Source organism: Collinsella sp. HCP3S3_E11 (assembly GCF_052067375.1).
Taxonomy (GTDB): Bacteria; Actinomycetota; Coriobacteriia; order Coriobacteriales; family Coriobacteriaceae; genus Collinsella.
Window position 1 is genome coordinate 25,103 of sequence record NZ_JBQHQI010000011.1, and the last position, 18,537, is coordinate 43,639.

Genomic DNA, 18,537 nt, shown 5'->3' on the forward strand with positions numbered 1-18,537 from the left:
TGGACTCCTGCCGGAAAGCGCGTCCCAGTCTGAAGGTTCAAAATGGGATGCGCTTTCCGAATCAAAGGCCTTGAGGAAAGCGCGTCCCAGAATTGGCGTTCAAAACGGGGCGCATTTTCCGAAACATGGCCCTGAGGGAAGCTGTGTCCCGTTCGGAGCTGAAATACCGGGACGCTGTTTCCCTTACAAACAGAAGAAGGCGCGCTGCCTGCGGTTGATGCAGGCAGCGCGCCTTTTGCGTTGGGCCTCGTTGAGGTTCGAAGTCGTGGCTTGCGACCTTTAGGAGCGGGCGGCTCCGTCGACGGGGAGCACGGCGCCCGTGACGTAGGAGGACATGTCGCTCGCCAGGAAAACAAAGGCGTTGGCGACATCCTCGGGCTCGCCCATGCGACCCAGCGGAATGGTGGCGATGATGGGCTTGATGACCTCTTCGGGCAGGTTGGCGACCATATCGGTCTTGGTTACGCCGGGTGCGACGGCATTGACGCGAATGCCCATGGGGGCGAGCTCGCGCGAGAGCGACTGGACCATGCCGTTGACGGCAAACTTGGACGTGGGGTAACCGACGCCGGAGGGCTGACCGTACTTGGCGACCATCGAGCTCGTGGTGGTGATGGTGCCGCCGTGGCCGGCCTCGGTCATAATCTTGGCGGCCGCCTGGTGACCGTTAAAGACGGCGACGACGTTGAGGTCCATGACTTTGGCGAACTCCTCGGCCGTGTAGTCCAAAAGCGGCGAGCGCTGGGAGATACCGGCATTGTTGACGACTGTGTCCAGGCCGCCCATGTCGGCTGCAGCCTGGGTAAAAGCCTCGGTCACGGCCTCGAGTGAGGTGAGGTCGCAGGAGCGGCCCCAGACCTTGGCGTCGGGATAGGCGGCCGCCAGCTTCTCAACGGCCGCGTCGGCAGTCTCCTGGCGCGAGCCAAAGACGGTGACGGCGGCGCCCTCTTCGATAAAACGGCAGGCGATGGCATAGCCGATACCGCGCGTGCCTCCGGTGACGATTGCTTTCTTGCCCTCGAGCAACATAGTGCTTCCTCTCATCGCGGGCGGACACTCTCAGCACAGCGTAGCGGTAGCCGAAATCGACCGCGTTTGCATATCGGTGAACGGTAGCGCGCGTTACCGATGAGCGGCTCGCGCAAATGTGCTCTGCCGTTGTGCTTAGGGCAGGAGGCAAAAGGGCTCCCGTCCCACATCGGACGGGAGCCCTCAAAGCGCGTATTGCTGGGCGAGCGTTGGGTTAGTTGGCCATGACGCCTTCGGTCCAGGCCTCGACGTTCTCGATGCGCAGGACGTTGGCGACCTCGGCCACGCAGTCGACGCTGGCAAGCTCGGCCGCGGCAGCCTGGACGTCCTTCTCGAGCGCGCGGTGCGTCAGGAAGATGACCGAGCAGGCATCGCTGACGCCCGACTTGCCGTCCTCGACCTGGTTGATGAGCGAGATCGAGATGTTGTGCTTGGCAAAGATATCGACCGTCTCGGACAGGGCACCCACGCGGTCGGCGACCTTCAGGCGCACATAGTACTTGGTCTGGAGTTCGTCCATGGGCTTAAAGGCGAGGTTGTGGCCATAGGGCTCAATCTCGGGCAGCGGAGCCACGCCGCGGCTGATCTGCTCGGAGAGCGACAGGATATCGCCCACGACGGCACTCGCGGTGGGGAAGGAGCCTGCGCCGGCACCGTAGAACATGGTCTCGCCCACGGCGTCGCCTACCACGTAGACAGCGTTCATGGCGCCGTTGACCTTGGCGAGCATGTGGTCGGCGGGAATCAGCGTGGGATGCACGCGGACGTCGACGCCGGCGTCGGTGTTGCGGGCGATGCCGAGCAGCTTAATGGTGTAGCCGAGCTCGCGGGCCTGGGCGATGTCCTCGGCGCCGATGGTACGGATACCCTGCTGGTACACATCATCGGTGGTCACGCGGGTGCCAAAGCCGATGGAGGCGAGGATCGCCGTCTTGCTGGCGGCGTCGAAGCCGTCGACGTCGGCGGACGGGTCGGCCTCGGCATAGCCCTTGGCCTGCGCGTCGGCAAGCACGTCGGCGTAATCGGCGCCCTCGGCGTCCATGCGCGACAGGATGTAGTTGGTGGTGCCGTTGAGGATGCCGGCGATGGTCAGGATCTTGTTGCCCACCAGGTCGTGCTCAAGCGTGCTCACGATGGGGATGCCGCCGCCGCAGCTGGCCTCGCACTTAATCTGCACGCCGCACGCGCGCGCCTTCTCGGCAAGCGTCTCGACGTGGCGGCCCAACAGGGCCTTGTTGGCAGAGACGACGTGCTTGCCGTTCTCAAAGGCGGTGGTGAAGATCTCGGTCGCGGGATGCTCGCCGCCGATCAGCTCGACGACGATATCGACGGCGGGGTCGGTAACGACGTCATGCCAGTCACTCGTAAAGGCCTCGCGCTCAATGCCTGCCGCCTCGGCCTGCTCCCAGGCAAGCGCGCAGGCGCGGGTCAGCTTAAGGTCGATGCCGTAGGCGGCCAGGTACTCATCGTGGTGGCTCTTGATCAGACGGGCCACGCCGCCGCCGACGGTTCCCAGACCGATCAGACCGACGTTCACGGTGCGCAGGGGTTCGCTCATAGATAGCTCCTTCGTGCATCTTATAGATTGATTGATCAAGTAATGTTGAGTGCATTCTAGCGTGAACCGAGAGTGCGCGCTCGCCAGGCAACAGGAGTCGCACAAAACGGCACCCCCGAAACGCTGCAGAAACATTGGAAACATGCTCGCTACAAACGGAACTCCGTAACAAACTGTCAACGTTTGCGCCATAAGGTTTGCCCCGTACCGCAAGACGGCCGCACCGCGGCCAGCGAAAAAGGGGGACACCATGTTCAACATCAACAGCACGCTCAGCCGTAGGAACTTTCTCGCCGGCGCCGCGGCGCTCGGCAGCGCTGCCGCACTCGCTGGTTGCTCGTCGGGTGGCTCGGACGGCGGCTCCGCCGATGACGGTAAGACCTTCAAGATCGGTGTCATCGGCCCTCTGACCGGCGCCGCGGCAACCTATGGCGTTTCGGCCGAGAAAGGTGCCAAGCTCGCCGCCAAGGATTTCTCGACCAAGGATCTCAAACTCTCGCTTAAGTCCGAGGATGACGTCGCCGACGGCGAGAAGGCCATCAACGCCTTCAATACCTTGTGCGACTGGGGCATGCAGGCGCTCGTCGGCCCCGTCACGACTGGTGCCGCCGTCGCCGTCTCGGGCGAGATCGCCGACGATATGCTCATGGTCACGCCTTCAGCCTCGTCGCTCGACGTCACCAAGGATAAGACCACGGTCTTTCAGGTTTGCTTCACCGATCCCACCATGGGCGCCAGCGCCGCAAAGTTTTTGGCCGAGAAGTATGCAGACGCCAAGATCGCCCTGTTCTACAACTCCGGCGATACGTATAGCTCGGGCGTTGCCGACGCTTTTGCCGAGCAGGCCAAGGCGTCCAAGCTCGATATCGTCGATACCGAGACCTTTAAGGACGACTCTTCCACGAGCTTTACCAACCAGCTCACCAAGGCCAAGGAGGCCGGCGCCACCTTCATTTTATTATGTATTTCAGATACTAAGATTTATTTTTAGTCGTTGATAGGTCGAGCACTTATTGTGATGTTTAACTAAGCGTTATCCAGTGAATTGATGTTTGTTCAGGTGACAAAAAATGTTTGCCGTTGAAAAATGCCTCTACCCGAAGGCCGACGGGGGAACGATGGACGGCTGGATCATCAACCATCCGGACGCCTACCCCTTCTGGGCCAACAAGTTCCTCCACAAGATGAACATGGGCTCGCCCCAGACGGCGAGGCAGTACGCCTACAAGCTGTGCAAGTACCTCAACTACCTGCAGGACTGCTGGCACATCGGCTACGCCGACGCGACCGCCAAGCACCTCGCCGGCTTCCTGCGCTTCCTGCAGTTCGGAAACGTCATCCCGTTCGTCGGCGCAGTGGAGGGAAAGAGGTCCGGCTTCACCGTCAGGGGCTACTACACGGTCGTGGCCAGCTTCTACACCTTCCTGCGCTCCCAGGGCAGGGAGGTCAAGATGGAGGTCGCAGAGGAGCGAAGTGGGGAGAACCCGCACTCCTTCCTCTACGGCCAGGGAATCGTGACCACGTCGCCGCGCTATGTCGCCGAGACGTCCTTCGTCAGCGGCAAGCCTCCTGTGGACTACGAGAAGTGGTACACGGACGAGCAGGTCGACGCCATCCTCAGCAACCTCCGCACCTACCGCGACAAGGCGGTCTTCTCCCTCTCGCTCGACGGCCTTCGCATCGACGAGATCCTCTCCGCCCAGATCGACCTCTACCGCGCAGACGAGGGCACCTTGAAGCTGTTCCGCAGCAAGGGCAGGCGCGAGGGCGAGGGGCGCGTCTGCGTCTTGTCGGAGCGCTCGCGGCGCCTGCTGGAGGAGTACCTCTACAACGAGCGCAGCGCCGTCGAGGGGAAGCTGATCGATTCCGGAGTGCTCGTACCGACCGAGATCTTCCTGAACCTGCGCGAGCGCGAGGGCAGCTTCGGCAAGCCGATGGCCTACCACAACGCGCTCGAGATCATCAAGCGCGCCGCCAAGCACGCCGGCCTCGACCCCGCCAAGGTGCGCACCCACTCCGGCAGGAGCACGAAGATGGAGGAGCTCCTCAGGCAGCAGGCCCTAGACCCCGCCTCCCTCACCGACAACCAGATCCTGGACATCATGGGCTGGAAGAGCATGGAGTCTGCCGAGCCCTACAAGAACAGGCAGGACAGGGTGACCGCCGTCGAGAACTGGAAGAGGCTCGAAGCAGCCAAGGAGAAGAGGCGCGCCGATGATCAGGCAACCTGAGGAGGCGCTCGAGCACATCAGGGACAACTCCGGGGGTGCGAAGCGCAGCAACAACTACACCCATGTCGCAGACACGGCGACGGTGAGCGACTTTGCTGCCTTGGCCGCCTGCGTGGAGTCGCGCACGCCGCTGCCCTCCTGCGAGGGCCTGGAGGAGTCGCTGAAGGGGACATATAGCTATGGGACCCTGTGTCGTCTTGCCCTGACCTCCATGTTCTCGGAGGAGGAGCTGAGCGACTACTTCCTCGACGTGCTCGTCTCCATGCACGAGGACGAGGAAGCCTGGGAAAAGCCCGGCATAAAGAAGCTCTGCAAGGTGATAACCGGGTTGACCTACCAGGTCAGGGACCGCGTTAACCCCCTGATACGTATCTTTGGCGAGACGTACATGGAGCGCTTCTACACCTATCACCGCTTCCCGGTGCAGATCGGGGACCGCGCCGTCGAGGCCATCAATCATCGGGAACCCCTTCAGCGGTCCGCGAGGAGTTCAACGGAAGATACTTCAGAAGAGCTCACGACTCCTTCCTGATGTGGCTCGACAACTGTGTTGTCGAGGAGATCGGCGAGGAGGAGTTCGCGGCGTATGTGCGCGACATGGCAGAGAAGTATGCCTCGGGGCTGTCCGATCGCAACTACCGACACTTCACCTACCCGCGCCTGACCGCGTACATCTTCGGGTTCTCCTGGCGCCCTGTCGGGAGGTACCGAAAGCACAGAGAGAGGGGGCACGGCAAGCGGTGGGACTATCGCAGGCTGCATGAAGTAATCGCTAGGGAGATGTTGCCCTACACGTACGCTGCGTACGCTACGACCTCTAACCGGACCACCGTATATGAATTCCTAGATCTCAGCGCGGAGGAACGCGCCTATTACGACGAGAAAGCTGTGCGGGTTGACAAGAGCTCCGTCCCTGCTGGACTGCTTGTCGCAGGTGACTCCCAGTTGCCGGCACCGGAACTGCCAGGCGGCGTCAGCTTCGAGGAGCTCCTGGGCGCATACGATGCGTTCTTCGCCGGCAGGTACCTGGCCCCCGACTCTCCGAGGGGGCCGATCTTGCCCCTCCACAGATTCCGTCGCGACTTCAAGGAGCATTTGGAAGACGAGGACGTGAGGAAGTTCGCGGCGTTCAAGAAGGTGCGGCAGACCCCCACCCTCGCAAACGCTTTTGACGAGCACCTGGAGAACAAGATCGCCGGCCTGCGCAGGTTCATGTTCGACGGCAACGCCGACGAGGTGGCCAGCGACAAGTCGGAGGTGTGGTTCTACTTCCCCAAGGGGGAGACGTTCTCAGGCAGGCGGTTCGACTTCTCCGTGCTGGACGGGACGGGTTTGTTCCAGCAGGATGCGAGGGAGTATCTGAGGTTCCTCTACCAGGATGCATGCCAACGCGCGAGCTCTGACCATCGCGCGTTGGCGCGCATCCCGGCTGCGATGGCCGATCTGCTAACCGTGCTCTCCTTCCTCGTCGGCGAATACGGCATCACCTGCCCAGAGGACGTGGGCGAGCTGCATGTCCTCGCCGCGCTCTCGCATATGAGCAAGGAGGGCTATGCACCCGGCACGCTCAAGCATCATCTGACCAGCTGCAGGAGGTTCTTCCGGCACCTCGTCGCTCGCGGGCGCCTTGACACGGACCCGACCGCGAACCTGACGGTCAGGAGCGGTTCTGACTACTCGAGGGCGACCCCGGAGATCCCCGAGGACATCCTGGTGTTCCTCGAGGAGCACGTCGACGAGCTTGGGTCGAGCGCCTGCAGGCTGATGCTCAAGCTCGCAATGGAGACCGGGTGGCGCCTCTCCGATATCAAGAGCATCCGCGTCGAGGACATCACGGCCGAGGACCCCGCCAGCGGCATGCCGCAGGTGAGGGCGAGGTCCCCCAAGACCGCGGCATCCAGGATCAAGCGGCGCCTCGGCGACAAGATCTTCGCCGTCATCTCGCCAGGGCTCCACGGCGAGATCGAGGCCTACATCGAGGAGACCTCCGCCCTCAGGGAGATGTACGGGGTCGAGACGCTCTTCTTCTGCATCACCAACGGGGTTAAGACCGAGTTCCCCGCGACGACCTTCAACGGAGCGATCAACAGGCTGCTCGAGCGGTACGGCATGCAGTCGATCGACGAGAGTTACGACACGTTTTGCTCCAGGCAGACGCGCAAGACGGTCGCCGTCGAGCTCATCACGTCGGGTGCCACGCTTACAGACGTGCAAAAGCAGCTCGGCCACGTCGACCACAGAACCACCGAGCGCGTCTACGCCGAGGTGAGGATGAGGAGGCTCGCAGAGCTGAACAGCGAGTTCTTCCAGCAGAAGTTCAACCTCCTGATCGAGAGCGGCAGGCTCGACCTGTACACGGAGGAGGAGCGCCGCTGGCTCTACGTCGACTTCTGCACCAACCGCCGCAACGTGGAGCTGGGCGTGTGCTCAAAGCACCCCTCGGAGGGCAGGTGCGCCGACCTCGGCAACATCAGCTGCGCGTCCTGCCCCAAGCTGTGCACGGGAAGGGCCTTCCAAGCACGCTGGCAGGAGCTCTACGAGGACTCGTCGAGGCTGCTGGCGCAGTTCGAGGCCAAGTACGCGGAGCTGGACATCCCGATGGACGAGTACGAGGGCTACACCGAGTACGCGCAGGAGAGAACCCTGAACGAGCGCTACAGGGCCGTGCTCGACGCTATTGAGGAGGGAACGCAACATGCCTGACAGCCTGCTCTTCCCCACATCCGGGTCCGCGGCCCTCGAGCCAGTCGTCCTCTCCAACACCGTGTCCGTCACCGACGAGCAGGCGGCCAGGATGCTCTCAGACTACTGCTCTGCCTCGAGCTTCAGCGACGACGTCTGGCAAGCCGACAAGGTGAAGCCCGACAAGAACGTCAAACCGAGCTCGCGCAACATATATTTCACGGGTATCTCGAACGAACACCTCAAGAAGGAGGCCAAGAGATGGGCGCTGACGAGGCTCGTGAAGGGGCGGGACCCCGCTGCCATCAGCTCAGACATCTGCATGTCCATCAAGCACTGCGCAGACTTCATCCCCGACGATTGCAAGAGCTTCGCAGAAGCCCCGCCGGAGGCGCTCGCCTCCTTCTATGCCTACCTCTTCTCGGGAGAGCGGAAGACCTCCCTGAGAAAGCGCCTGCATTACTGGCACGCTCTCGAGGCATTCGCGAGGGAGTCGGGGTTCACCGACATCAGCTCCGCCATGCAGAGGTTCGTGCTGGAGAGGGCCCCCGCCTACGTCAAGAAGGAGGACAAGTACATCCCCGACGAGGTGGCCGGCCAGCTCGACGTCATCTTCATGAAAGACGGCATCCCGCTGGTCTACAGGTGCCTCTACTGGATGCTGCGCCTGATCCCCAACCGCGCCACGGAGGTCCTCAGCATGACGGTCAGGTGCCTGAAGCGGCTCGACGCGGACACCTACACCCTGACGATCCCGTCGTTCAAGCAAGCGGGACCCTACGTCCCGAGCGACATCAAGCTGATCGAGGTCAGGTACGAGGGCATGGGGAAGCTCCTCGTCGACCTGGTGGCAGCCCAGAGGGACGAGGTGCTGGCGCACCTCGGCGAGAATGCAAGGTGGCTTTTCACCTCGCGGGCCTACAGGCTCATAAGGGACCCGAAGACGGGGGAGAGATGCTATAGGACTCACGGGTCGGCATTCAAGCCGAAGAACCTTGGAAGCTGCAACCGCTTCTTCTCGCGGCTCTGCAAGTGCAGGGGAATCGTCGACGAGCACGGCGAGCCCTACTCCCCGACGACGCACCAGTTCCGCCACAACGCCGTCAGCGACCGCATGAACTCGGGCCTCTTCCGCGCCATCGACCTGCTGCCGCTCACCGCCCACCACAACACCAAGATGATCGAGCAGAGCTACACCCACACCTCCGTCAAGGACCTGCGCAAGGACGACCCCGTCGTGTTCAGGGGCAGGATCATCAACACAGACGACCCCGCGCGCTTCGACAGGATCCTGTCGAAGCCCTTCGCCAAGAGGGTCCACAGGATCGGCCTGTGCTCGGACGCAAGGGGCTGCAGCGCCGACAGGTCGAGGTGCCTCCGCTGCAGCTACCTCGTCCCCGACGCCGGCGACCTCGACTACTATCAAAGCGAGCTCGACGACTGGCGCAGCAAGCAGGAGAAGGCTCTAAGTTGTGGCAACGAGGTCTTCGCCGAGCTCTGCGGTGCTTGGATAGACGCATACGAAACGCTGACCCAGCGCGTGCTGAGCGCTATCAGCGACGAGGACCTGGAGGTCTCTGATGAAGCAGCCCAGTGAGAACATGCAGAGGATGTACGCGGCGAAGCGCGAGAAGACGCTGGCCCTCATCCAGGGGGCCATCGACGAGATCGAAGAGGACCACCGCATCGTCACCAAGAAGGAGCTCATGGCGCTCACGGGGCTGAGCTCGGGGACGTTCAGCCAGCAGCACGTCAAGGAGCTCCTGGCGAAGAACCGGGTCTGCCAGTTCAAGCCGACGGGCAAGGTGAGCCAAGAGGGCAGGCGCGAGCTGAACAAGGACGCCGAGATAACCAGGCTGTCAAGGGAGCTCCAGAGGGCGCAGTCACGCCTGCAGGACCTCGACATCGCCCTCGACAAGAGCAGGAAGCAATCGAGGAAGCTGAAGGAGGAGAACGCGGAGCTCCAGCAACAGCTCCTGCTGCTCCGGGGCAAGTACCAGCAGCTGCTGGAGTACCTGGAGGTGCTGGGGAGCGACCTCTCGGGCATCCCCCTCGCATGACGCGGCCCCGGCCTCGGGCTCCTAGTCGTCGAGGAGGCCGTCGACAAAACGCTCCGGAGCTTGGCTCACGCGGTCGACGTTGTGGGCATAGACCATCGTGGTCGTCAGGTTCGTGTGCCTTGCGAGCGCCTGGGCCTGCTGCAGGCTGGCGCCCCCCAGCAACGCGAACGTCACCGCGCTGTGCCGGAAGCTGTGGGTCGTGAGCCTCTCGCTATCGAGCCCCGCCGCGCGCAGGGCCTCCTTCGCAATCTGCCGTATGCTGCGCGTGGACAGCGGCTTCCCATATGTTTTGTTGGAGAGGCTGGCGAACAGCGGCGAGTCCTCCCCGACGACCTCGCGCCCCTCGCACCTGCGCGCTGCCAGGTAGTCGTAAATGGGTCCTAGAGTCGCATCGGTCAGCACCACGAGCGCGTCCTTCTCGACCCTGTCCTTGCCCTGGACGAGCAGAATCGTCTGATCGCCCCTGTTGCGCAAATCACCCAGACGGCCTCGCGTGACCTCCACCGAGCGTAAGCCGACTCTGATGAGCAGGTTCACCAGCGCGAAGTCGCGCTTGGCCTGCAGCGTGTCGCCCTTCAGCACCTGGAGCACGCGCTTGGCCTGCGCCGGCGTCAGCGCGTCCTTGCGGTGGATGTTGCCCACTAGCTTGACCGTCTTTATGTCCGCGGCCACGTTCGGGTAGGCTCTCACGGACTCGAGCCATTTGAACAGGCTCTTGACCGCGGTGAGGTAGGTGCTCGCCGTCGAGGGCCGCACCCGCGCCAGCATGTCCTGCTTGTAGGCGAGAATGTCTCCCCTGGCGAGGTCTGCGATCCCTCGCTCCTCCTTCCACGCGAAGAAGCCCCTCAGGGTCCTGCGGTAGGTCTCCTTCGTGGTCTCGGCCAGCTCGGCCTCGACTAAAAAGCGCTCGAGCAGCATCTCAACGTCTGCGCTCAGGGCCACGGGACTCGAGGGCTGCTGCGTCGCTGTTATGAGTTGGTTCTGTGTTTCGTTTCCTTTCCCGGGTATGTTCTGCACATCGTGCACCACCTTCTTAATTATCTTCAATAAAGATAACATGGGAGGAGGCTGCAGTGCCAACCGCCGCCTTCGGCCATGCTCTGGCGGGTTGCGGGAAGGGCGGGCGTTTCTGCGCGATGCTTTCCAGCATCAGGCGCCAGCTAGAGGGAGCAGTGCCACGCAGTCTCTCCGCTCTCAGCACCAATCAGCACTTGGGTGAAGCGACGAGCCAAGGGCGCGCCGGCGAGTTGCCACCTGATTACCATGCTATAATCCTAGATATCAATAATCCAGCGGGGCCTTTGGCAAGCGCCGCTTCGAGTTAGGTCAGGTTAGATGAAGAACTAGCGATGCCCGTTTCGGGTACCCCATACGACCATTCTGTACATCCGGTCGCGCTTCAGGGTGCCGCATCGCTTCAGTGCCTTCTCGTTCCAAATCCATACATCGCGTGCCTGACCCCTGCGCGACCTCCTCTCAAAGGAGCTCGCCATGCAACTGAATCTCACCCACATCAACTATACCTACCCCGGTACGGCATCGCCTGCCATCGAAGACGTCAGCGCCACGTTCCCGACGGGATGGACGGGCATCATCGGCGACAACGGATGCGGGAAGAGCACGCTCGCCCGTATAGCTGCCCGCGCTATTGCGCCCGATTCCGGAACGGTGAGCCCGAATCTGTTCGCGTCGTATTGCGAGCAAGACTCGACCCAAGAGCCTGACAAGCTCTTCGATCTCGCATCGGATTGGGGCAAGGAGGCGCAACGGGCAAGGGCGCTGCTCCGCATCGAAGACGACTGGTTCTGGCGCTACGACACGCTCTCGGGCGGTCAGCAGAAGCGGATCCAGATCGCATGCGCCCTCTATGCACAACCGGATGTCCTCATCATGGATGAGCCGACCAACGACCTCGATGCCGCCACGCGCGACATCGTGAAGGAGGCGCTGGCTTCGTTCGGCGGCATCGGCATCCTCATCTCGCACGATAGGGATCTGCTCGACGGCCTTGTGGGCCAGAGCCTCATGTGCGAGGGCGCGCGTTGGACCATGCGACCCGGAGGGTACTCGAAGGCAAGCGACCAAGCGGCGAGCGAACGCGCCTCTGCGATGAGGGATCGCGAGCAAGCCTCTCGTGAAGCTAAGCGCCTGAAGGCAGAAGCCCAGCGCAGGAGCGAAGAGGCGGCACGTCAGAAGGGCAAGCGAAGCAAGCGCGGCTTGAGCAAAAAAGACAGCGACGCTCGGGAGAAGATCGGACGCGCCATAGTCTCTGGAAAGGACGGCGTTGCAGGGAAGCTCTCGTCCAAAATGAGCGGGCGGCTCGCAAAGGCCGAGGCAGAGCTTTCTGAGAAAACCGTCTCGAAAAGATACGACCATCGTATCGGCGAGTTCGGCGTCGCTGCGCGCTCAAGTTGCGTGGCGCACTTGGAGGCATCGCGACTGTCTGCTGGCGAGTTCTCGATAGATGTGCCGGAGCTCTGGATCTCGCCAACGGATCACGTGGTGTTGACCGGTGCGAACGGAACGGGAAAGAGCCTGGTGGTACGAAGCGTCATCGAATCTGTTCCTGATAATGTCAAAGTTGCGTACGTTCCCCAGGACGTCGGGCCAGAGGAACGCGAGCGAGCACTGAGGCATCTCCGAGACCAGGACCAGGAGACGAAAGGTCGCATCCTCTCCATCGTGGCGCGGTTGAACTCCGACCCTGACAAACTGCTCGATGGCGACGATTTGAGTCCTGGCGAACTCCGCAAACTCATGCTTGCTGAACAGCTTGTTACGAATCCCAACCTCCTCGTACTCGACGAGCCGACGAATCATCTTGATGTGGGTTCTATTGAGGCGCTGCAGGAGATGCTGAGCGGTTTCTCTGGCGCGTTACTGTTGGTTACGCATGATAGACAGCTGTCGGAGGCAGTCACGCAGATTGGCTGGGAAACTATTCAAGGTGAGAGCCTGATGAGATTGCTGGTCGTCTAAACAATGGGTTTTATAAAAGAGCCTTGTCGGGTGGATTTGCAGCTTCAGTTTGCAATTATTGTTTAACTCCGCGTGGGTAGTCGCAAGCGGCTTGCTCGTGACGACAGCGACTATTGCCAAAGGGTGGACGCAAGCGGTTTGCTCGTGATGACAGCGACTATTGTTATCCTGTGGTTGCAAGTGGCTTAAAGGTGATGACAGAGTCGTGGAGTTCGACACCAAGATGAAAGTCCCATCAAAGTCACCGTCAAATATCTAGCACGGACAAACAAATAAGGACTCATAGAAACCCTTGGTCGGTGTGCTAACATGATTACAGTGAGTAAGTAAGTCTTCAATAACACTAAGCCATTACATAATAAAACGCTTATCTTTGCCCCGATCTATTACACGCCGGCGTCCGTCCTGCTCAAGAACGCCAAGGACATGGGCTACGAAATGACCCTCATGGGCACCGACGGCATGGACGGCCTGCTCTCCGTTGAGGGCTTCGACACCTCTCTTGCCGAGGGCGTGCTGCTCATGACCCCGTTCTCTGCCGACGATGAGAAGAACGCCGACTTCGTCAAGGCATATAAGGACGCCTACAACGAGACGCCCAACCAGTTTGCCGCCGATGCTTATGACTGCATCCACGCGATTGTCGAGGCAATCGATGAGGCGGACATCGACATTACGGTCGACGGCGCCGACATTGCCGGCGACCTTGCCAAGGCTATGCGCAAGATCAAGATTGAGGGCCTGACAGGCGAGCTCACGTGGAACGACGAGGGCCAAGTCGAGAAGCCCGCTACGGCCTATGTGATTCAGGACGGCAAGTACATCGCCGCCTAAGTGCATATAACGAGACCGGTGGGGCCATGTTATTCAGGGCAGGAAAGCTTGTAACAGAACGGAAACATTACTTTCACACAATAAAGTCGCTAAACTGTATAAACCGACAGAAATACGCATAATTATGGATAAATGGATAAGGCAAAAGAAAAGTTCAAAATAATCGCCACTTTTCTCAACTAAAGCGTCTACTATTTTGCGAACGCCGAAGACGGCGGAGGATGGCCTGTCGGGTAACCGAAACCCGACGAGATTTGAGAGGAGAGCCGCATGTCGAGCCTCACCGGTAAGTCATTGAACCCTGTTATGAATCGCAGGAGCGTTATCGCGAGCGCAGCAGGTCTGGGGGCGATGTCCATTCTAGCTGGCTGCTCCTCCAACGGCGGCGACAGCGGTTCCGCTTCGAGCGACGCTTCGTTTAAGATCGGCACCATTGGCCCGCTGACCGGTGCCGCCGCGTCTTACGGCAAGTCCGTTACCCAGGGCGTCGAGCTTGGCTGCAAGGACTTCTCCACCAAGGAGCTGCCGCTTGCCAGCAAGGCCGAGGACGACCAGGCCGACGGCGAGAAGGCCGTCAACGCCTTTAATAACCTGCTCGACTGGGGCATGCAGGCCCTCGTCGGCCCGACCACCACGGGTGCGTCGGTTGCCGTTGCCGCAGAGTGCAGTAACGACCCCAAGACATTCATGATCACCCCGTCCGCGTCCTCCGAGGACGTCACCGACGGAAAGGATTGCGTCTTCCAGGTTTGCTTTACCGACCCCAACCAGGGCGTCAACGCTGCCAAGTTCCTGGCAGAGAAGTATGCGGACGAGAAGTTCGTGCTGTTCTATAACTCCGGCGACGCTTATTCTTCGGGCATTGCAGATTCCTTTAAGGCTCAGGCCGCTGAGTCTAAGCTCGAGATTGTTGACGAGGAGACCTTTAAGGACGACTCCGCTACGAGCTTTACCAACCAGCTGACCAAGGCCAAGCAGGCCGGCGCCACCATGATCTTTGCGCCGATCTACTACACGCCGGCGTCCGTCCTGCTCAAGAACGCCAAGGACATGGGCTACGACGTCAAGATGATGGGATGCGACGGCATGGACGGCATCCTGGGCGTCGAGGGCTTCGACACCTCTCTTGCCGAGGGTCTGCTGCTCATGACCCCGTTCTCCGCCGACGACGAGAAGAACGCCGACTTTGTCAACGCTTACAAGGATAAGTACGGCGATACCCCCGACCAGTTTGCCGCCGATGCCTACGACGGCGTGCACGCGGTGGTCGAGGCCCTCAAGGAGGCCGGTCTTGGTGTCGACGCCGACCCGTCCGAGGTCGCCGAGAAGCTGCCCAAGGCTATGCTCAAGATTACCGTTGACGGTCTGACCGGCAAGCTCTCCTGGAACGACAAGGGCCAGGTCCAGAAGGATCCTACGGCGTATGTCATCACCGACGGCAAGTACGTACTGGCCTAATAGGCCGCCTTATATAGAGCGGTTTTGATCCCAAGCAGGGGAGGTTTTCGCCTTCCCTGCTTGCTTGGTATCTGGGGACAACGTAACGTCCCTGTTTCATACATCAACTGGAAACCTATTCGAAAGGGGGATGTGGAACATGACGGTCTTTATCCAATACCTGGTCAACGGCCTGTCCATGGGCAGCGTCTACGCCATCATCGCGTTGGGCTACACCATGGTCTACGGTATCGCCAAGATGCTCAACTTCGCTCACGGCGATGTCATCATGGTCGGTGCCTATGTCTCGTTCTGCGCCACGTCGTATCTCGGCCTCCCGGGCTGGGCATCTGTAGTTCTCTCTTGTGTGGTCTGCACGGTTCTCGGTGTTCTCATTGAGGGTCTGGCCTATAGGCCGCTGCGCCAAGCAGGCCCGCTGGCCGTTCTGATCACGGCCATCGGTGTGTCCTACTTCCTGCAGAATGCCGCGCAGCTTCTGTGGGGCGCCACGCCCAAGAACTTCACTTCGCTCGTCACCTTTCCGGTGCCGGAGTTCTTGGCCAAGTTCAACGTAAGTGCCGTCTCGCTCGTCACCATCGTCGCCTGCCTGGTTATCATGGCCGGTCTGATGATCTTTACAGGTAAGACCAAGATGGGCAAGGCAATGCGCGCCGTGTCCGAGGACAAGGCCGCCGCTCAGCTCATGGGCATCAACGTCAACCGCACCATCTCGATGACGTTCGCCATCGGCTCCGCCCTTGCCGCCATCGCCGGTGTGCTCCTGTGCTCCTACTCGCCGGTTCTGCAGCCCACCACGGGCGCCATGCCTGGCATCAAGGCCTTCGACGCTGCCGTTTTCGGCGGCATCGGCTCCATCCCCGGTGCCTTTGTCGGCGGCATTCTCATCGGCATCATCGAGGCGATGGCGCAGGCTTATATTTCCACGAGCCTTGCCAACTCCATCGTCTTTGGCGTTTTGATCATCGTCCTGCTCGTCAAGCCTGCCGGCCTCTTGGGCAAGTACGTACCCGAGAAGGTGTAGGTGAGCGTTATGAAGTTTCTTACAGACAAGCAGACGCGTCACGACTTTGTCACGTACGCCATGTGCGTTGTGGCGTTCGCCATCGTGTTCTTTATGCAGTCTAACCACATGATTCCGCGCATGATTGTCGGTCAGCTGGTTCCCATCACGGCCTATATCGTCATGGCCATCTCGCTCAACCTCGTCGTCGGCATCGCGGGCGACTTGTCGCTGGGCCACGCGGGTTTTATGAGCGTCGGCGCCTATACGGGAATCGTCACCGCCGTCGCGCTGGAGAGCGCCGTTCCGTCCGACCCGGTGCGTCTGATCATCAGCATTGTGGTCGGCGCTATCGCCGCTGCCATTCTGGGCTTCCTGATCGGTATTCCGGTTCTTCGCCTGAGCGGTGACTACCTGGCCATCGTAACCTTGGCCTTTGGCGAGATTATCAAAGAGATTGTTACCTGCCTCATTGTGGGCGTCGATTCCCGCGGCCTGCACGTGATCTTTAACATCACGGGCAATTCCACGATCGACGACCTACACCTGCTCGAAGACGGCACCGCTATCATCAAGGGTGCCCAGGGCGCATCTGGTGTTTCGACCTACTCGACGTTCCTTGCTGGCGCCATCCTGGTTATGGTTGCGCTCGTGATTGTGCTCAACTTGGTCCGCAGCCGCACCGGTCGTGCCATCATGGCCGTGCGCGATAACAAGATCGCTGCCGAGTCCGTGGGTATCTCCGTCACCCAGTACCGCATGATCGCCTTCGTGGTTTCCGCCGCTCTCGCCGGTGCTGCCGGAGCCCTCTTCGGCGGTAACTTCTCGCAGCTCTCCGCCACTAAGTTCGACTTCAACACGTCGATTCTCATTCTGGTGTTCGTGGTCCTGGGCGGTCTGGGCAACATGCGCGGTTCCGTCATCGCGGCGGCGCTGCTCACGGTGCTCCCCGAGCTGCTCCGTCAGTTCTCGGACTACCGCATGCTCATCTACGCCATCGTGTTGATTCTGGTCATGGTCTTTACTAACAACCCGCAGCTCAAGGCGTTCTTCGCGCGCATTAAGGACCGCTTTGCTTCCAAGAAGGAGGTGGCAACCGATGCCCAGTAATTTTGAGTTCAACAAGGGCAAGATGGTCCCGTATCCTTCTGGCGCCATCGTTCCCGACCGCGACCTGGGCGAGCGCCCGGCGCTCGAGTGCATCCACCTGGGCATTGAGTTCGGCGGCCTCAAGGCGGTCGACGACTTTAGCCTGACCATCGGTAAGACCGAGATCGCCGGTCTCATCGGCCCCAACGGCGCCGGCAAGACCACGGTCTTCAACCTGCTCACCAAGGTGTACCAGCCCACGCACGGCACCATCCTGCTCGACGGTGAGGACACCTCGGGCAAGTCCGTCTACCAGGTCAACCGCATGGGTATCGCTCGTACCTTCCAAAACATCCGCCTGTTCAACACCATGACGGTGGAGGACAACGTAAAGGTCGGCCTGCACAACCAGGAGCGCTACTCCGGCTTTGAGGGCGTGCTGCGCCTGCCGACGTATTGGAAGCACGAGAAGGCCGCCCATGAGCGCGCCATGGAGCTTCTGTCTATCTTTGATATGGAACATCTGGCAAACGAGCAGGCCGGCTCGCTGCCTTACGGCGCTCAGCGTCGTTTGGAGATCGTCCGCGCGCTTGCCACCAATCCCAAGCTACTACTGCTCGACGAGCCTGCCGCCGGCATGAACCCGTCCGAGACTGCGGAGCTCATGGCGAACATCGTCAAGATTCGCGACACCTTTGGCATTGCCATCATGCTCATCGAGCACGACATGTCGCTCGTCATGAATATTTGCGAGGGTATCTGCGTGCTTAACTTTGGCAAGGTCATCGCCAAGGGCACGGCCGAGGAAATCCAGAACAACGAAGCCGTTATTGAGGCTTATCTGGGCAAGCAGGATAAGGGGGAGAACTAAATGGCAGAGCCGATGCTTTCCGTCTACAACATCAACGTCTGGTACGGCGCCATCCACGCCATTAAGGACATCTCCTTTAACGTTAACGAGGGCGAGATCGTGGCCCTGATTGGCGCTAACGGCGCCGGCAAGTCCACGACGCTCAAGACTGTCTCGGGCCTGCTGCGCTCCAAGACCGGCTCCATCAAGTTTATGGGCGAGGACATTATCCATACGCCCGCCGACAAGCTGGTTGGCAAGGGCCTGTCTCAGGTACCCGAGGGGCGTCGTGCCTTTTTGCAGATGACGGTCGAGGAGAACCTGGAGATGGGTGCCTATACACAGCCCAAGTCCACGGTTGCCCCGGGCCTCGAACGTGTTTACGAGCAGTTCCCGCGCCTGAAGGAACGCCGTCGCCAGGTGGCCGGCACCCTTTCGGGCGGCGAGCAGCAGATGCTCGTTATGGGTCGTGCCCTTATGAGTAACCCCAAGCTGCTCATGCTCGACGAACCCTCCATGGGTCTGGCGCCGATCCTGATCGAGCAGATCTTCCAGATTGTCGAGGATTTGCACAAGGCCGGCACCACGGTGCTCCTGGTCGAGCAGAACGCGCAGATGGCGCTTTCCATCGCCACACGCGGCTACGTGCTCGAGACCGGCAAGATCACCATGACCGGCACCGGCCAAGAGCTGCTGCACGACGACAACGTCCGCAAAGCTTATCTTGGTGGTTAATCCATCCAGTAATAGGGGCGCTGACCAACTCG

At 60.8% G+C, this 18,537-nt stretch carries 16 protein-coding genes; 13 read left to right on the plus strand and 3 right to left on the minus strand.

Features of this window, described 5'->3' with window-relative positions; all coding sequences use genetic code 11:
• Nucleotides 1-279: 279 nt before the first annotated feature.
• A complete protein-coding gene (locus ACTM86_RS07005; protein WP_427796203.1) occupies nucleotides 280-1,029 on the minus strand; it encodes an SDR family NAD(P)-dependent oxidoreductase in 750 nt (249 codons plus the stop codon).
• Between the two features lie 214 nt (nucleotides 1,030-1,243).
• Complete coding sequence (locus ACTM86_RS07010; RefSeq protein ID WP_441017283.1) at nucleotides 1,244-2,587, minus strand: homoserine dehydrogenase; 1,344 nt, start codon at nucleotides 2,585-2,587, stop codon at nucleotides 1,244-1,246.
• Between the two features lie 250 nt (nucleotides 2,588-2,837).
• On the opposite strand from ACTM86_RS07010, the gene ACTM86_RS07015 reads away from it, so the two are divergent.
• The 6 genes from ACTM86_RS07015 (at nucleotide 2,838) to ACTM86_RS07040 (ending at nucleotide 9,560) form a co-directional block, all read left to right on the plus strand.
• Nucleotides 2,838-3,578: an ABC transporter substrate-binding protein gene (locus ACTM86_RS07015; RefSeq protein ID WP_441017280.1), complete on the plus strand. Its 741-nt coding sequence runs from the start codon at nucleotides 2,838-2,840 to the stop codon at nucleotides 3,576-3,578.
• Nucleotides 3,579-3,657: 79 nt separating this feature from the next.
• On the plus strand, nucleotides 3,658-4,818 hold the full coding sequence (locus ACTM86_RS07020) for a tyrosine-type recombinase/integrase (RefSeq protein WP_441017277.1): 1,161 nt from the start codon (nucleotides 3,658-3,660) through the stop codon (nucleotides 4,816-4,818).
• Nucleotides 4,802-5,350 carry a hypothetical protein gene (locus ACTM86_RS07025; RefSeq protein ID WP_441017274.1) on the plus strand — a complete coding sequence of 183 codons (549 nt, stop codon included), beginning with the start codon at nucleotides 4,802-4,804 and terminating at the stop codon, nucleotides 5,348-5,350. Before ACTM86_RS07020 ends, ACTM86_RS07025 begins: the two co-directional genes overlap by 17 nt.
• Nucleotides 5,350-7,521, plus strand: coding sequence for a tyrosine-type recombinase/integrase (locus ACTM86_RS07030; RefSeq protein WP_441017271.1), 2,172 nt, complete (start codon nucleotides 5,350-5,352; stop codon nucleotides 7,519-7,521). Before ACTM86_RS07025 ends, ACTM86_RS07030 begins: the two co-directional genes overlap by 1 nt.
• Complete coding sequence (locus ACTM86_RS07035) at nucleotides 7,514-9,097, plus strand: hypothetical protein (RefSeq protein WP_441017268.1); 1,584 nt, start codon at nucleotides 7,514-7,516, stop codon at nucleotides 9,095-9,097. The genes ACTM86_RS07030 and ACTM86_RS07035 overlap by 8 nt, the downstream gene beginning before the upstream one ends.
• Nucleotides 9,081-9,560 carry a DUF6262 family protein gene (locus ACTM86_RS07040; protein WP_123219222.1) on the plus strand — a complete coding sequence of 160 codons (480 nt, stop codon included), beginning with the start codon at nucleotides 9,081-9,083 and terminating at the stop codon, nucleotides 9,558-9,560. Before ACTM86_RS07035 ends, ACTM86_RS07040 begins: the two co-directional genes overlap by 17 nt.
• Before the next feature lie 21 nt (nucleotides 9,561-9,581).
• On the opposite strand, the gene ACTM86_RS07045 is transcribed toward ACTM86_RS07040, so the two are convergent.
• Nucleotides 9,582-10,478 (minus strand): tyrosine-type recombinase/integrase, encoded by an 897-nt coding sequence (locus ACTM86_RS07045; protein ID WP_441017262.1) that lies wholly within the window; start codon nucleotides 10,476-10,478, stop codon nucleotides 9,582-9,584.
• Nucleotides 10,479-11,051: 573 nt separating this feature from the next.
• Between ACTM86_RS07045 and ACTM86_RS07050 the strand changes: the two genes are divergently transcribed.
• The 7 genes from ACTM86_RS07050 (at nucleotide 11,052) to ACTM86_RS07080 (ending at nucleotide 18,505) form a co-directional block, all read left to right on the plus strand.
• Nucleotides 11,052-12,539, plus strand: a complete 1,488-nt coding sequence (locus ACTM86_RS07050) for an ATP-binding cassette domain-containing protein (protein ID WP_390369504.1) — start codon at nucleotides 11,052-11,054, stop codon at nucleotides 12,537-12,539.
• Nucleotides 12,540-12,944: 405 nt separating this feature from the next.
• Nucleotides 12,945-13,373 (plus strand): ABC transporter substrate-binding protein, encoded by a 429-nt coding sequence (locus tag ACTM86_RS07055; RefSeq protein WP_441036928.1) that lies wholly within the window; start codon nucleotides 12,945-12,947, stop codon nucleotides 13,371-13,373.
• A 270-nt stretch (nucleotides 13,374-13,643) separates the two neighbouring features.
• Nucleotides 13,644-14,831, plus strand: coding sequence for an ABC transporter substrate-binding protein (locus tag ACTM86_RS07060; protein WP_441017259.1), 1,188 nt, complete (start codon nucleotides 13,644-13,646; stop codon nucleotides 14,829-14,831).
• 139 nt (nucleotides 14,832-14,970) lie between these two features.
• Nucleotides 14,971-15,852 (plus strand): branched-chain amino acid ABC transporter permease, encoded by an 882-nt coding sequence (locus tag ACTM86_RS07065; RefSeq protein ID WP_154517188.1) that lies wholly within the window; start codon nucleotides 14,971-14,973, stop codon nucleotides 15,850-15,852.
• A 9-nt stretch (nucleotides 15,853-15,861) separates the two neighbouring features.
• On the plus strand, nucleotides 15,862-16,941 hold the full coding sequence (locus ACTM86_RS07070) for a branched-chain amino acid ABC transporter permease (protein WP_427719716.1): 1,080 nt from the start codon (nucleotides 15,862-15,864) through the stop codon (nucleotides 16,939-16,941).
• Nucleotides 16,931-17,791, plus strand: coding sequence for an ABC transporter ATP-binding protein (locus ACTM86_RS07075; protein WP_154517194.1), 861 nt, complete (start codon nucleotides 16,931-16,933; stop codon nucleotides 17,789-17,791). Before ACTM86_RS07070 ends, ACTM86_RS07075 begins: the two co-directional genes overlap by 11 nt.
• Nucleotides 17,792-18,505 (plus strand): ABC transporter ATP-binding protein, encoded by a 714-nt coding sequence (locus tag ACTM86_RS07080; RefSeq protein ID WP_229770701.1) that lies wholly within the window; start codon nucleotides 17,792-17,794, stop codon nucleotides 18,503-18,505.
• Nucleotides 18,506-18,537 lie beyond the last annotated feature (32 nt).